This window comes from Rhizobium sp. PEPV16 (assembly GCF_008919455.1).
Taxonomy (GTDB): domain Bacteria; phylum Pseudomonadota; class Alphaproteobacteria; order Rhizobiales; family Rhizobiaceae; genus Rhizobium; species Rhizobium leguminosarum_Q.
In genome coordinates this window covers 1-12,943 of the sequence record NZ_VSZV01000268.1, presented here as the reverse complement: position 1 = coordinate 12,943, position 12,943 = coordinate 1, and the positions used below count along the sequence as shown (strand labels likewise).

The 12,943-nt window shown below is 58.7% G+C and carries 17 protein-coding genes and 1 pseudogene; 13 read left to right on the top strand and 5 right to left on the bottom strand.

Translation table 11 applies throughout. From position 1 onward, the window contains the following. The first annotated feature begins 147 nt into the window (after positions 1–147). The 5 genes and pseudogenes from FY112_RS11395 to FY112_RS11375 form a co-directional block, all read left to right on the top strand. Positions 148–1,035 (top strand): AraC family transcriptional regulator, encoded by an 888-nt coding sequence (locus tag FY112_RS11395; protein ID WP_131622615.1) that lies wholly within the window; start codon positions 148–150, stop codon positions 1,033–1,035. Between the two features lie 166 nt (positions 1,036–1,201). Then, complete coding sequence (locus FY112_RS11390; protein ID WP_017960369.1) at positions 1,202–1,600, top strand: heme-binding protein; 399 nt, start codon at positions 1,202–1,204, stop codon at positions 1,598–1,600. A 51-nt stretch (positions 1,601–1,651) separates the two neighbouring features. Then, positions 1,652–2,455, top strand: coding sequence for an SDR family oxidoreductase (locus FY112_RS11385; RefSeq protein ID WP_017960368.1), 804 nt, complete (start codon positions 1,652–1,654; stop codon positions 2,453–2,455). 80 nt (positions 2,456–2,535) lie between these two features. Further along, entirely contained in the window at positions 2,536–3,084 is a 549-nt protein-coding gene (locus tag FY112_RS11380; protein WP_017960367.1) for a nuclear transport factor 2 family protein, read from the top strand. A gap of 186 nt (positions 3,085–3,270) precedes the next feature. After that, positions 3,271–3,483, top strand: a pseudogene (locus FY112_RS11375) (FAD-dependent monooxygenase); the annotation flags it as partial. A gap of 171 nt (positions 3,484–3,654) precedes the next feature. Here FY112_RS11375 and FY112_RS11370 read toward each other — a convergent pair. Then, entirely contained in the window at positions 3,655–4,572 is a 918-nt protein-coding gene (locus FY112_RS11370; RefSeq protein ID WP_026158678.1) for a LysR family transcriptional regulator, read from the bottom strand. 108 nt (positions 4,573–4,680) lie between these two features. Between FY112_RS11370 and FY112_RS11365 the strand changes: the two genes are divergently transcribed. The 5 genes from FY112_RS11365 (at position 4,681) to FY112_RS11345 (ending at position 8,792) form a co-directional block, all read left to right on the top strand. After that, positions 4,681–5,763: a 4-oxalomesaconate tautomerase gene (locus tag FY112_RS11365; protein ID WP_094086034.1), complete on the top strand. Its 1,083-nt coding sequence runs from the start codon at positions 4,681–4,683 to the stop codon at positions 5,761–5,763. A 52-nt stretch (positions 5,764–5,815) separates the two neighbouring features. Next, positions 5,816–6,817 (top strand): ABC transporter substrate-binding protein, encoded by a 1,002-nt coding sequence (locus tag FY112_RS11360; RefSeq protein WP_151518421.1) that lies wholly within the window; start codon positions 5,816–5,818, stop codon positions 6,815–6,817. Between the two features lie 15 nt (positions 6,818–6,832). Beyond that, positions 6,833–7,663 carry an ABC transporter ATP-binding protein gene (locus FY112_RS11355; RefSeq protein ID WP_094086036.1) on the top strand — a complete coding sequence of 277 codons (831 nt, stop codon included), beginning with the start codon at positions 6,833–6,835 and terminating at the stop codon, positions 7,661–7,663. Further along, positions 7,647–8,423 (top strand): ABC transporter permease, encoded by a 777-nt coding sequence (locus FY112_RS11350; protein WP_094086037.1) that lies wholly within the window; start codon positions 7,647–7,649, stop codon positions 8,421–8,423. Before FY112_RS11355 ends, FY112_RS11350 begins: the two co-directional genes overlap by 17 nt. 66 nt (positions 8,424–8,489) lie before the next feature. Beyond that, positions 8,490–8,792: a hypothetical protein gene (locus FY112_RS11345; protein ID WP_245516954.1), complete on the top strand. Its 303-nt coding sequence runs from the start codon at positions 8,490–8,492 to the stop codon at positions 8,790–8,792. A 31-nt stretch (positions 8,793–8,823) separates the two neighbouring features. On the opposite strand, the gene FY112_RS11340 is transcribed toward FY112_RS11345, so the two are convergent. The 3 genes from FY112_RS11340 to FY112_RS11330 all read right to left on the bottom strand — a co-directional run bounded on the left by FY112_RS11340 (position 8,824) and on the right by FY112_RS11330 (position 9,626). Beyond that, positions 8,824–9,090, bottom strand: coding sequence for a hypothetical protein (locus tag FY112_RS11340; protein WP_151518420.1), 267 nt, complete (start codon positions 9,088–9,090; stop codon positions 8,824–8,826). Further along, the gene (locus FY112_RS11335; RefSeq protein ID WP_162039352.1) at positions 9,090–9,260 is read right to left on the bottom strand and encodes a hypothetical protein; all 171 of its coding nucleotides are present in this window, start codon (positions 9,258–9,260) and stop codon (positions 9,090–9,092) included. Before FY112_RS11335 ends, FY112_RS11340 begins: the two co-directional genes overlap by 1 nt. Positions 9,261–9,368: 108 nt before the next feature. After that, on the bottom strand, positions 9,369–9,626 hold the full coding sequence (locus tag FY112_RS11330) for a DUF982 domain-containing protein (protein WP_003539480.1): 258 nt from the start codon (positions 9,624–9,626) through the stop codon (positions 9,369–9,371). A gap of 436 nt (positions 9,627–10,062) precedes the next feature. On the opposite strand from FY112_RS11330, the gene FY112_RS11325 reads away from it, so the two are divergent. After that, positions 10,063–10,890 carry a nickel-binding protein gene (locus tag FY112_RS11325; protein ID WP_026158676.1) on the top strand — a complete coding sequence of 276 codons (828 nt, stop codon included), beginning with the start codon at positions 10,063–10,065 and terminating at the stop codon, positions 10,888–10,890. Between the two features lie 181 nt (positions 10,891–11,071). On the opposite strand, the gene FY112_RS11320 is transcribed toward FY112_RS11325, so the two are convergent. Continuing rightward, positions 11,072–11,362 (bottom strand): DUF982 domain-containing protein, encoded by a 291-nt coding sequence (locus FY112_RS11320; protein WP_017960359.1) that lies wholly within the window; start codon positions 11,360–11,362, stop codon positions 11,072–11,074. A gap of 318 nt (positions 11,363–11,680) precedes the next feature. Here FY112_RS11320 and FY112_RS38580 point away from each other — a divergent pair, with 318 nt between their 5' ends. Beyond that, positions 11,681–11,860, top strand: coding sequence for a hypothetical protein (locus FY112_RS38580; RefSeq protein ID WP_026158675.1), 180 nt, complete (start codon positions 11,681–11,683; stop codon positions 11,858–11,860). 322 nt (positions 11,861–12,182) lie between these two features. Next, positions 12,183–12,943: cytochrome c oxidase subunit II (locus FY112_RS37630; RefSeq protein WP_246700651.1), on the top strand; the 761-nt coding region annotated here is incomplete at its 3' end.

Sequence of the window (12,943 nt, the reverse complement as noted above, 5' to 3'; positions counted from 1 at the left end):
GCTCCTGACAGCAATGCGGCGCGCCTGGAAGCTATTCATTTAATACATCAAGGATGATTGCAGATTGACAGTGGCGTGGCGGTCGTGATTGACCCGCCGAGACTGAACAATTCGAATTTATATCTATCTTCACGGCGTGGATGCGACATGACTTTCGTGGAATCGCAAGGGGACAGAAAGTATCGGACCAGCAAGCGAGTGGGCGGGCTCGTTGAATGCTCGTCGCTGCAGGTCGAGCTCAGGCGTTTCGATCCGGGCTGGCAAGTCGACCTTACACTCGAATGCACGGAAATAGCCGTCCTGCTCTCGGGTCAGTCGAAGATCAGGTGGACCGGTGACGGTCACAGGCAGGAGGCCATCGCTCGCCCCGGTGTCGCCTGGATATGTCCGGCGGGTGTCCATGAGAGCGATGTAGAAATCATCGGCACCATGCCCGAGTCCCTGCACATCTTCCTGCCGCCGTCGCTCGTCGGTGAGAGCGCGCTTTCGAACTTTGACATCGACCCGGCCAAGGTGCAGCTCGCCTATGCGGGCGGCGTCCCCGATCCCATGGTGCTGCATATCGGCCAACTCTTTCGCGGTTTGTTGAACAGAAGCCTGGAGCCGACCGATCGACTCTTCCTCGACGGCGTTCAGATGGCGCTGGTGGCGCACCTGCTCGGCACCTATTCGTCTGGTCGGTGGCATCCTGCCGTGCGGGTCCCGACCATCGATCCAAAAAGGCTGCAACGCGTCTTCGATTTCATCGAAGCCCGCATCGCCGCAGAGATCTCGCTGAATGACCTTGCTGCCGAGGCCTGCCTTAGCCCCTTTCATTTTGCCCGTATGTTTCGCAAGGCCACCGGCCTGACCCCGCATCGCTACGTCACCGAGCGACGGATCGAGGCGGCCAAGGAAAAGCTGCGGCTTGCGGGATCCTCGCTCGTGGAGATCGCGCTCGATACCGGCTTCGGCTCGCAGGCGAATTTCACGCGCGTCTTCCGCAAGATGACCGGCTTGACGCCCGGCCAATACCGCGCACTCGTCACCGGTTAGCGGTTTCCGCCTGTCGGACAGAGTTCGACGTTTGTGCACGCACGCCGGAGCGCAAGATTTGCGCATAGCGCAGCAAGAGCTGAAAATACCGCAAAACCATTTCCGGCCTACACCTGTCTCATCGAACGGGGAGCACTCATCCTCGAACGAAAAAGGAGGCAGGGAGATGATTACCATTGACGAAGCGCGCAAGATCATCGCCGCAGGCGAGGCGCGGGCTAAAGAAATCGGCGTGCCGGTCAATATCACGGTCCTGGACGCCGGAGCCCATCTCAAGGCGTTCAGCCGAATGGACGGCGCCGTGCTCGGCTCGATCGACCTTGCTATGGGCAAAGCCCGGACGGCCGTATTGTTTCAAACCACAAGCGAGGCCGTCTGGGAATATTGCAAGCCCGGCGCTCCCGCCCATGCCCTCGAATTATCCAACGGCGGCCTGGCTCCCTTTCCCGGTGGCATCTCGCTTTTTGCCCACGACGGCACGGTGATCGGCGCCGTTGGCGTTTCCGGCGGAGCGGTTCCGCAGGATCTGGAAATCGCGCAGGCAGCCGCTGCAGCCGTCGCGTGACGTGCCAACCCTTGCTTTTGACCAACCCTAAAGTATCGAAAGGAATGTCGCATGACCAAGACCATTTTGATCACTGGTGCAGGCTCCGGCTTCGGCAAGGCTGCCGCCATTGGCATGGCCAAGAAGGGCCACAGCATTATCGCGACCACACAGGTTTCGTCGCAGGTCACGCCGCTGCGTGAGGAGGTCTCCGCCCTCGGACTGAAGAACGTTCGAGTCGAGCGTCTCGACCTCACCGACGCCTATGACATCAAGCAGGCGCAGGGCTGGGACTTTGACGTGCTCTGGAACAATGCCGGCATGGGCGAAGCCGGTCCGGTTTGGGAAATCCCGATCGAGCTCGTTCGCAAGAACTACGAAGTCAATGTCTTCCTGCCGCTGGTGCTGACCCAGGGCGTCGTCCAGAAATGGGTGCGCGAACGCAAGAAGGGCAAGGTTGTTTTTACGTCCTCTATGGGCGGCCTCTTCACTCCGGCCAACTGGGGCACCTATGTCTCCACCAAGCACGCTTTGGAATCGATCGCCGAAGCGCTGCAGCAGGAACTCGCCCCGTACGGCATCAAGATCCAGACGATCAATCCGGGCGCCTACTACACCGGCTACAATGAGACCATGGCCGACAATCCGTTCCGCTGGCTGGACGACAGCAAGAACTTCACCAAGCGCGCAGATCTGCGCAAGGGCTTCGACGATTTCTTCGCCACCCCCGAAGGTAAGATGGACCCGAAGGAAATGATCGACCGTATGATCGACGTCGTCCCGGCCGACACCGGCAGGTTCCGCAACGTGGTTCCGAAGGTCGTCGAGGACATGCTGAAGGAGCATCAGCTGAAAGCCTGGGAAAACCAGATCTAAGCAGAATTTTTGGCGGCGAGCTCTGCAAGTGACACCCGGCCAGCGGTGTCGCGCCACCAAACCGATCCTTGGAGGAAACCATGTCCATCATCGCAACCGCAACTGTCCGCAGCCCGGCACCCTTTGTCCGCCGCATCTTCAACGCTGCCCTCGGCATCGCCGCCACCATACTGGCTCTGGGTGGGATGGAAGTGCGTGCCGCACCGCACGCGCTGACCGAAACCGAGCGCCGCAACAAAGCAGCCGTCGAGGCTGGATTCGAAGCTTGGGCGGCCGGCACAGGCAGTCCTTATGACCTCCTCGCTGACGACGCCCGCTGGACGATCGAGGGCTATTCGCTGGCATCGAAGACCTATCCCAGTCGCGAGGCATTCTTGCGCGAGGTGATCCGCCCGTTTAACGCCCGCATGAAGGCGCCGCTGAAGCCCGCGATCCGCAACGTCTATGTTGACGGCGACACTGTGATCGTCTTTTTCGACGCCCGCGGCATCGCTCGCGACGGGGAGCCCTACGCCAACACCTATGCCTGGTTTCTCGACATGCGCGACGGCCGTATCGTCCGCGCCTCGGCCTTCTTCGATTCGGTCGTGTTCAACGCTTTCTGGACCCGCGTGACGCCGGCCGACTAGCCAGAACCAAACTTGCCGTTCCAAAGTCACGGCGCGGACATGCTGATGGCCGCAAGCCGGCTTCCCAGGATGGAGGGCAGATCAGGGTGGCAGGTGGCTGATACCTGTTCCAGCTCCGTCATTTGACCGGCTCGGCATCCTTGACGAAGGTCGGCCGTTCAAAGGGCGTCGCGCTGGTATCGCGGCGCCCATACGCATCCGCCGACCGGTGGACAGGGTCTGAATACCAGCGTTCAGGTCGCCTATAATCTCGGATGGAAACTGGCTGCGGTCACTGCCGGCGCCCCTGACGCGCTGCTCGACAGCTATGAGGAAGAGCGCCGCCCGGTCGCCGCCGCCGTGCTCGGTCTGGCGACCAATCTTCTCGACGCCATGAAGCGAGGCGATATGCGCCGCGGCGTCATCGGCGCGACTGAAAAGACGCGCTGCTGGAGCCGGTTTCGGAAAAAATCGCCGCGATGGCCGGCGCGCCGGAGAAGCGGTCGACGCGGGTTTCAAGGCGACCGCCCGGATCTCACCGTTCTACCGTAGCGTGTCGGTGGGAGCTGTCCTGCTGACCCCGACTTGCAATCAAGGATTTCCAGTGAGCTTTTTCCCAGCCCAGGTTCCGATCAACATCGTCATAAACCGTTCGGCCGCCGGAGACAGCGTTCCTCCGCGGCGGCGGACGATGCCGATTGTACGGGATATTTCCGGGTTTCGGATTGGTCTGGTAACTAGGAACGGATGATCCTCCTGGGGGGTCGCGAGCTTTGGCAGAACGGAAATTCCCAATCCAGCTTCGACAAGACCGAGCGACGTCGAAAGATGGGTCACCTCATAGGACCATCGCAATTTCAGGTTGGATTTGGCCAATGCGGCGTCGAGAAGCGTTCGGTTGCCGCTGGAACGATGAACCGTGATAAGCTGATAGGGTGTTAGATCTCCCCATTCCAGTTCATCTCTCAATGCTAACGGATGGTCATTGCGAGCCGCAAGAACGAACGGATCCTCGATCAGCCGCTCGAAGACGAGGTCGGGATCGGATAATCCCATAATATTGATACCGAACTCGACTTCCCCTCGCGCAACGGCTTGCAAACCGTCGGTCGCCGGCAAGTCGAGAATCCGAAACCGGATGTGGGGATATTCAACACTGAACTGCTTGATGACCGTCGGAAGAAAATAAAACGCGGCCGTCGGCAGACACGCGATCGTAACGAGCCCGCTGCGCTGTGATCCGGCATCGCGAACCGCAAAAAGCGATGTATCGAATTCTTCCAGCATGCGTCTCACCAAGGGGATGAGTTCAGCCCCCAAAGCGGTGGTGGAAACATGCCGTGTCGTTCGTTCAAGCAGCGGCGCGCCTATGGCGAGTTCCAGCTTTTGAATTCGTCGGCTGAGGGCCGGTTGGGACAGGTTGAGCAGTTCAGCCGAGCGGTGGAAGTTTTCCAACTCCACGACCGCCAGAAAGGCCCGCAAATCCAAAATTTCGCAATTAATGCTCACAACGCATCATTCCTTCTATTATTCGCATTTCACAAATTAATTAACTTTCCCCAAAATGCAATAACGAAGCCGATTGATACGAAAAACACATTGGTAGTGGAAGCGACGATGAACGACCTGATCTCCATACCCTGTGTTCTCATGCGGGGCGGAACCTCGAAGGGGCCGTTCTTCCTGTCGTCGGATCTCCCTTGCGACAAAGCCGAGCGGGACGCGATACTCCTATCCATCATGGGTTCCGGGCACCCTCTCCAGATCGACGGGATCGGTGGCGGCAATCCCGTGACGAGCAAAGTTGCTATTGTCGGACCGTCCAGTGTAGAAGGCGCGGATATCGATTATCTTTTTGCACAGGTCCGCATCGATCAGCAGTTGGTCGACACCTCGCCAAATTGCGGAAACATGCTGGCAGCTGTCGGACCGTTCGCCATTGAGGCTGGTCTGGTGAAGACGACAAGCCCAGTCACCCGTGTCAAAATTCATAACGTCAACACCGGCAAGCTGATTGAGGCCGAGGTTCCAACGCCGGATGGCCAGGTCGCTTATCTCGGCGACGCCGCGATTGACGGCGTCCCAGGATTGGCAGCCCCGATCGCCCTGACTTTCATGGATGCTGCCGGCGCTCGCACCGGCACGCTTTTCCCGACCGGCAATCCGCACGACACAATCGACGGCATCGACGTAACCTGTATCGACTGTGCAATGCCGATGATGCTCGTCGCTGCCGAAGCATTTGGGATCAGCGGTTATGAATCGGCAGCAGAACTCAATGGCAACGCCGTATTGTTGCAGCGCGTTGAGCGTCTGCGATTGGAAGCGGGCCGGCTCATGGGCATGGGCGATGTCAGCAGTCAGGTGACGCCGAAGCCGGTGTTGATCTGCAGACCCAGAAATGGCGGACACCTGAGCGTCCGCTATTTCATGCCGCTGCAATGTCACCCGTCGCTCGCGACAACCGGTGCCGTGGGTATCGCGACCGCCTGTATCAACGAAGGCACCATTGCCTCGTCGCTGATCGGCAAGCAATCGCCACCAACTACACTTGTTTTGGAACATCCAAGCGGTCGCCTGGACGTGAAACTGGATACCCGCGACGGCAAGACCGTTGCGGGAATACTGAGAACGGCCCGGCGGCTCTTTGAGGGCCAGGTCTTTGCAAAACCGCTCGGCAGGATCGTTCGCGCGGCGTAACTTGAAGTGGCCACCGGGAGGGTGCCACATAATTTATCAGTGGAGGAATATCATGCGTAAACTCATGCTCGCGCTCGCGGCAACCGTTGCTTTTGCAGGAACGGCGCTTGCCGAACCGGTCCGCATCAGTGTCGGATCCTACAATCTCAACAACTTGCCCTTTCCCGTGGCCGCCGGCCTCGGCCTTTATGAAAAGGAAGGTTTGGAAGTAACCGTCGAGAATTTTGCATCCGGCGGCTCCAAGACCCTTCAGGCGCTCGTTGCCGGTTCCACGGATATTGCCGTCGGCTTCTACGACCACACCATCCAGATGCAGTCGCAGAACAAGGCCGTTGTCGGCTTCGTGCAGCTGGCCCGCAATTCCGGTCTCGTGCTTGCCGGTGGAAAGAACACCACTTTCGATCCGGCCAAGCCTGACACGGTCAAGGGTGCGAAAATCGGTATCACCGCACCTGGCTCATCATCAGACTTCTTCGTGCGCTATTATCTGCAGCGCCACAACCTATCGGCCGATGACGTGTCGCTGATCGGCGTCGGATCCGGGTCGGCTGCCGTTGCGGCGCTGGAACAGGGTAAGGTCGACCTTCTGGTCAACTATGATCCGGCCGCGACCTTCATCGAAGCAAAGGGTGTCGGGAAGATCCTCATCGACGCCCGCAGCGATGAGGGGGCGAAGGAGATCTACGGCGGAATCTACCCGACCTCGGTTCTCTACGCGACTCAGGCCTATATCGACGAAAACCCGGAAACCATCCAGAAAGTCACCAATGCGACCGTTAAGGCCCTGGAGTGGATGAAGAATCACAGCGCCGAAGAGATCGTCGAAAAACTGCCGAAGGAATTCGTCTCCGGCGACAAGGAGACCTACGTGAAGGCCGTCGAAAATGCCAAACCGATCTTCTCGGTCGACGGCAAGTTCAGCGAGACCGACACTCAGACACCGCTCGCCGTCCTGAAAAGCTTCAACGAAAAGGTTGCTGCCGCGACCATCGATCTTTCCAAAACCTACACGAACGCCTTCGTGGACAAGGTCACGGACAAGACCATCAACTGACTCTAGGAGGAGGCCATGGCATTGGCTGTCGTAAAACCCATGTCCGTCCCAACGGGCAAACACAATAAAAGGCCAATGGTATCGATTGACGCGGTCACGATGTCATTCGGCTCCTATGTCGCAGTGCAGGACGTGAACCTGACAGTTGCCGATGGCGAGTTTCTCGCCATCGTCGGCCCGACGGGCTGTGGCAAAAGTACCGTGCTCAACGCCATTGCCGGTCTTCTGAGGCCTGCCAGCGGCACGGTGACGATCGACGGCGCTCCGGTTAAAGGTGTCCAGAACGATATCGGCTATCTTTTCCAGCAGGATGCCCTGCTGCCCTGGAAGACATCGATCGAGAATGTCGAACTGGGACTGCTATTCAAAGGTGTGCCGAGCGCAGAGCGGCGCGAGCGGTCGATGAACTGGCTTGCCAAGGTCGGACTTAAAGGGTTCGAGCATCGCTATCCGCATCAGCTTTCCGGTGGCCAGCGCAAGCGTGTCCAGATGGCGCAGGCCCTGATTGCCGGCCCCAAAGTCATCCTGATGGACGAGCCCTTTTCGGCCCTCGATATTCACACGCGGCACCTCATGCAAAACGAACTGCTGCGTCTTTGGCAGGAAGAGCGCAGGGCCGTGGTGATGATCACGCATGACCTGGAGGAAGCCATTGCCCTTGGCGACCGTGTTGCAATTCTGGCAGCCGGTCCTCGTTCACGGGTCATCGAAAGCTTCCCGGTGGAACTCGAGCGCCCCCGCGACGTCGCGGAAATCAAACTCGATCCCCGCTTTATGGATCTGTACCGCAATATCTGGGCGAGCCTGCGCGGCGAAGTGGAGAAAAGCTATGAACGTCGTGACTGAACGCATCATCCAGCTGTGTCTGCTGGTTCTTATTCTTGGAGGCTGGCAGCTCGGCGTCACCCTCGGCGTCATCGATGTTTTCTTCTTCCCGGCGCCCCTTGATATCTTCAACCAGATTATAACCTGGGTTGTTGATCCGGGCTTCTACAAGCACATCTCGATCACCCTGACTGAGACCGTGCTCGGCTACATCATCGGCACGGGTCTCGGTGTCGCCGCCGGTGTCTGGCTCGGTCTCAGCCGTAGCGCGGCGCGCATTCTCGACCCGTTCATCAAGGCACTCAATGCCATTCCCCGCGTCGTTCTCGCGCCAATCTTCGTTCTTTGGCTCGGCCTGGGTCTCTGGTCCAAAGTGGCACTAGCGGTCACGCTTGTCTTCTTCATCACCTTTTTCAATGCCATGCAGGGTGTGCGCGAAGTCAATCCCGTTGTTCTTGCCAATGCGAAAATCCTCGGTGCCAAGCGGTCGGATCTGCTGCGTCATGTCTACTTCCCCGCCGCTGCCAGCTGGATCCTGTCGTCACTGCGCACCTCGGTAGGGTTTGCAGTGGTCGGCGCGATCATTGGGGAATATCTCGGCGCGTCGGCAGGACTTGGCTACCTCATCGCCCAGGCGGAAGGCAACTTCGATGCTGTCGGCGTATTCGCCGGTATCATCATCCTGGCGATCTTCGTCCTGATCATCGACAGGATTCTCGATGTGGTCGAAAGCAAGGTCATCAAATGGCGGCCGAACGCCGCCGAAGAGCGCCCGGCATGACGCAATGGAGGCTGGCTGACGCCGGCCTCCATTTTTAATGATCGCCACAAGAATGGAGAATGAGGGATGTTTGGCCGAAACCGCAACCGATATCGCCACCCCTCGCCTTCGCCGTTCTTTGCACTGACGGTCGCCGCGGCGCTCTCCGTGCACCTCCCGCAGCAACGCCAGGGCATCGTCATGGGGGCAACGCAGCCGCCTGTCGTCGTCACCGACATCGTCACACCGGTCCTTGCCGGCGTCATTCTCGGGCAGAGCTTGTATGGCGAATGGATCGGCGCCGTGGTGGCGATCTCACTGGTCGGAGCCGTCATCGCCCGCAGCCTGCTCCCCGCAATCGATCCGGAGACGAGCGCTGCCGGCGGCTGACGCCTCCTGCCGGGTCCGGATCGCCTCAGTTTCAGAGGGCGTCGCGCTCGTATCGCGGCGCCCATCCGCGGGCCATCCCGCGGCTCATCACTCTTTCCGCCAGTGCCAGTTGCTGGCGGAGATGTTTGCAGTCATCGAGCAGCGAGCGTATCGCCGCCTTGGCATTGTCGTCATGCCAGGCAAGCACGGCTTCGACTTCCCAGGCTTGATCGGGCCAGGTTTGATCCGGCCAGGCTTGACCAGGTCCAGTTTGTGCGGGGCGTGCCCGATGGGGTTCCAAGGCTTTTGCCGGCTGCATCAGTTCAGCGCCAACGGCAATTGAACGGGGCGCGGCAATGGCGGCAGCGGCCGGCTGAGTTCGACCTTTCTCTGCCAGGCGGCACGCCGCTGTTGATCCCGCTCGCGGGCTGCGCGGGACGCTTCGACAAGCGCGAGGGCGTTGGCGATCACCTGTTCCGTATGCGTCATGATCATCTCCAATGTTCCTGTTTTGTTCTAAGTTAGAACTTCGGCAGGAAAAGTCAAGCGTCGGGTCGATATGGCTTTGAGGAATAGGTGTGGAAGTGCGGAGAGTATTCAGTCCGCCGCTTCTATGACGGCAATGCCCGCCTCCTGGGCCGCCCTGATGAAGGCCGCCCGCACATGTTCCGGTGGGAGATCGCCGATAATCGCATCTAGGCACGACTTGACGGCCTCGAAATATTCTTCGCCGTCGTCTACCGGCCAATCGCGCAGGAGCGTGCGCGCGGCGTCCCACACAGAGTTAATAACGGCATAATGCCCGAGCCCCATTGAGGCCAAGCCAACCGGTCGAAAATGTGCCGTCTGTTTCACTTTGCTACAGCTTTTCCCAATTTCGGTGGAGCTTATGGGTACGATGCAATTTGCATGCCGTTGGTAGGCCGCGTCACCAGCCGAAGTGCGGCTTCACGGGATTTGATCTTGGTCAGCGATGCTCGCAGTGTAGACGCTCCCCTTCGTCCACTCCAGATCCCTGCAGCCGGCCCGGTTTGAGAACACGGAGCTTGAACTGGGGCCCTCCGATCAGTCTTTAAGCGAGCGATTATGGTAAATATCGGGCTCCCAGTCCCGCGCCTGCTGATTACGTCTCAGTCTTTCCTTTTATACTCTATAAGAATTACAGCAACTCATATGCTTTGCCCGACGCCGGACGCTCTCTAATCATTAATGGATTGTACCAGAGGTGGACGGAGTTTCATCCGGGTCGTACAATCCAAATCTATCTGCACGCGGATCTGGGAGGAGCGCGATGCCTATTTTCATGGACCGGCACTTTCTTGAAGGAACCACAGCTGCCGACGTTGCCCGGGCGCATCGCATGGATCTCGATATTCAGGACAAGTATGGCGTCAAGTTCCTGACCTACTGGTTCGATCAGCGGCGCGGGACCGCCTTTTGCCTCGTGGATGCGCCGGATGCGGAGACTGCGCAATGTGTGCATCGCGAGGCCCATGGCTTCGTCGCCGGCGAGATCGTCGAGGTTGCCTTGTCGGCGGTCGAGGCTTTTCTTGGCCGAATTCATGACCCTGAGCCGGCCCCTGGCCAGTCGTCCAGCGACGTCGATCCCGGTCACCGGGCAATCCTCTTTACCGACATCGTCGGATCGACAGCAATGACATCGCGCCTCGGCGACCGCATTGCGACCGAAATGGTCAGAGCCCATGACGCTATCGTGCGCAGATGCCTCAGCCAGAATTCAGGCCGAGAAGTGAAACACACCGGCGACGGCATCATGGCGGCCTTCGCCGCGACAACGGCAGCGGTCGCATGCGCCATGGCGATCCAGCGGGAATTCGAGCGTTACAACGGCGGAAACACCGAGCCTATCCATATCCGCATCGGAGTGGATTGCGGCGAGCCGGTCGAGGACAGCAACGACCTCTTCGGCTCGACCGTGCAACTTGCCGCGCGTCTCTGCGCGGCAGCCTCCAGCGACCAGATCCTCGTCTCGGAGAATATCTTTCGGGAATATGGCGCCGCCGATCTCTTCGCTCACGCGACGCGCCGACGGTTCAAGGGATTTTCGAAGCCTATGCTGGTCTTTCGATGCGACTGGGCGAGTGCGGGCGTAAACTAATATCTGCTGGATCCGACATCCAAATAGCGGCTGCCTCTTGGCAGGGCTTGCCGCGGCGTTTTGTGGCCAAGAAATAGGCGATCATCCGATCAGCAGATATCGAAACCAGAACGCGCCGCAACTGATGTCACGGCGCGCCCTCGCCTGCCATGCAGGCGGCCCCCCCAACAGCCATATCTGATTAAGCATTACCAATTTGATGATTCATCAGTCCGTCGAACCTGGGACCACCCTCGACCTTGGCAAGCACGCCCGACATCTTCAGAAAGCGCCGGAAATTCTCGCGCGCAGCGCTCAGCGGGAAACGCCCGTTGGCCGTATCTCTGCACGCCTTCAACAGCGTTTCATATGCCAAACCCCGTTTGTCCTCCGGCCACCCGTCCAGAACATCGAAGATTTCATCGAGGCACGTGACCTCATCGATGAAATGTTGACGATGAAGCAGAATCGGATCAAACCGAGTTGACGACATAGTATCCTCCCATTTATATTACTTTTTTATGGTGTAATTTTACTCAAAAACCGCAATCTGTTCAAGTCGAAATCGCGCCAGCTTGACTATTAACGTCGCGAAACTACTTCCATAGCGACGGAATAGCCCGATCAGCTTAGACTTACGTGAATTTAATCATCGGCTGAGGCCACGACGCATCACGATTATAGATTGATTGATCAATCGCGCGAATGTTTCGGTTCAGGTGAGCGTGATCTAGCGGGCCAGAAGTTTTCGTATAGGCTCGCGTTGGCATGGTAGATTGCGACCATGACAAGCTTGTGAGGAGACGTTCAGATGAACCGATTTTTTCCATTGGTAGCGGCGGTGCTGATCGGTGTGTCCGCGTTCACGTCTTCCTGCACGTCGCCTGCAAGGCAGGATCACCAGGATTTTCAATATCAGCGGGATACATCGATAAACCCGGCATGCGCGGGCGGATTCAGACCCGGCAATGCTCGCTCGTGCAGCTATTGAAAGGCATAGAGGCGGAAATTTCGCCGGAGGCGGCATGATACGGCGATGCAAGTGATTGGGAACTCCAAGCCCTGCCTCACCGTTAAGTGATCGGGTCACAATGGCCCGACCTTCAACAGGAGAACGGTTTCCCATGAACAATTTGATCTGGATTGTCGGCGCTGTCGTTATCGTGCTCGCGATTTTGAGTTTCTTCGGCTTCCGCTGATTGCAGGCGTGCTGATGGCATGCGGCGGCTCAACCGCGTTTTATTCTCCCGGCGATCGTATGGACGAGAGAAGCCGGGGCACGCGCCTGGTTGAAAACACTTCATGAAGCGCGATTGACCCGCCCACGCCCCCTGACAGGTTTCGAGAAGGCCGAGCTGGCTTTTTCACGGAAGGAACTATCACAGCATCGGCCATACCGGCCAGTTGCCGCCCGACAAGCATCAGCCACTTGCCACCGGACATACGCGTTCCATATCGGAGAGCTTGAGCATTGGAGGAAAGGGAGACCGATAATCCTGCGATGTCTTATTCCTTTCAGTGCACTCGTTCTTGCGGGTTGCAGCGGTCAGCAGTCCGCGCTTAGTCCCGCCGGCGAGGAATCGGAGGCGGTCTATCGGCTGCTCGTCGTCATGGTTATTGGCGGCATTTCGATTTGGCTCGGCGTAACCCTCCTGTTCCTTCACGCTGCCCGCCATCGAAGGCAAGCATGGCCGGCGGAGAAGGCCGCCGCGCTCATTGCCTGGGGTGGCGTTGCTTTTCCGACTGTCGTCCTTCTGCTTTTGCTGGGCTACGCAGTCTGGCTGATGCCGGCGATACGGCCTTGGAACCCGCTTGCAGAAAAGGATGGGGCGATCGAAGTGACGGGAGAGCAGTTCTGGTGGCGCATTCGCTATCCGGCCGTCGGCGACCAGCCTGCTTTCGAGACTGCCAACGAAATTCGCCTGCCCGTCGGCCGACCGGCGACTTTTTCTCTCAAAGCAACCGACGTTATTCATTCCTTCTGGATTCCGGCGCTTGGCGGCAAGATGGACATGATTCCGGGCCGGACCAATTATCTCACGCTGACGCCAACGCGCACCGGCAGCTATCGTGC

Coding starts and splice junctions, on each gene's coding strand:
- FY112_RS11395 (WP_131622615.1), top strand. CDS start 148: ATGACTTTCGTGGAATCGCAAGGGGACAGAAAGTATCGGACCAGCAAG.
- FY112_RS11390 (WP_017960369.1), top strand. CDS start 1,202: ATGATTACCATTGACGAAGCGCGCAAGATCATCGCCGCAGGCGAGGCG.
- FY112_RS11385 (WP_017960368.1), top strand. CDS start 1,652: ATGACCAAGACCATTTTGATCACTGGTGCAGGCTCCGGCTTCGGCAAG.
- FY112_RS11380 (WP_017960367.1), top strand. CDS start 2,536: ATGTCCATCATCGCAACCGCAACTGTCCGCAGCCCGGCACCCTTTGTC.
- FY112_RS11365 (WP_094086034.1), top strand. CDS start 4,681: ATGAACGACCTGATCTCCATACCCTGTGTTCTCATGCGGGGCGGAACC.
- FY112_RS11360 (WP_151518421.1), top strand. CDS start 5,816: ATGCGTAAACTCATGCTCGCGCTCGCGGCAACCGTTGCTTTTGCAGGA.
- FY112_RS11355 (WP_094086036.1), top strand. CDS start 6,833: ATGGCATTGGCTGTCGTAAAACCCATGTCCGTCCCAACGGGCAAACAC.
- FY112_RS11350 (WP_094086037.1), top strand. CDS start 7,647: ATGAACGTCGTGACTGAACGCATCATCCAGCTGTGTCTGCTGGTTCTT.
- FY112_RS11345 (WP_245516954.1), top strand. CDS start 8,490: ATGTTTGGCCGAAACCGCAACCGATATCGCCACCCCTCGCCTTCGCCG.
- FY112_RS11340 (WP_151518420.1), bottom strand. CDS start 9,090: ATGCAGCCGGCAAAAGCCTTGGAACCCCATCGGGCACGCCCCGCACAA.
- FY112_RS11335 (WP_162039352.1), bottom strand. CDS start 9,260: ATGACGCATACGGAACAGGTGATCGCCAACGCCCTCGCGCTTGTCGAA.
- FY112_RS11325 (WP_026158676.1), top strand. CDS start 10,063: ATGCCTATTTTCATGGACCGGCACTTTCTTGAAGGAACCACAGCTGCC.
- FY112_RS11320 (WP_017960359.1), bottom strand. CDS start 11,362: ATGTCGTCAACTCGGTTTGATCCGATTCTGCTTCATCGTCAACATTTC.
- FY112_RS38580 (WP_026158675.1), top strand. CDS start 11,681: ATGAACCGATTTTTTCCATTGGTAGCGGCGGTGCTGATCGGTGTGTCC.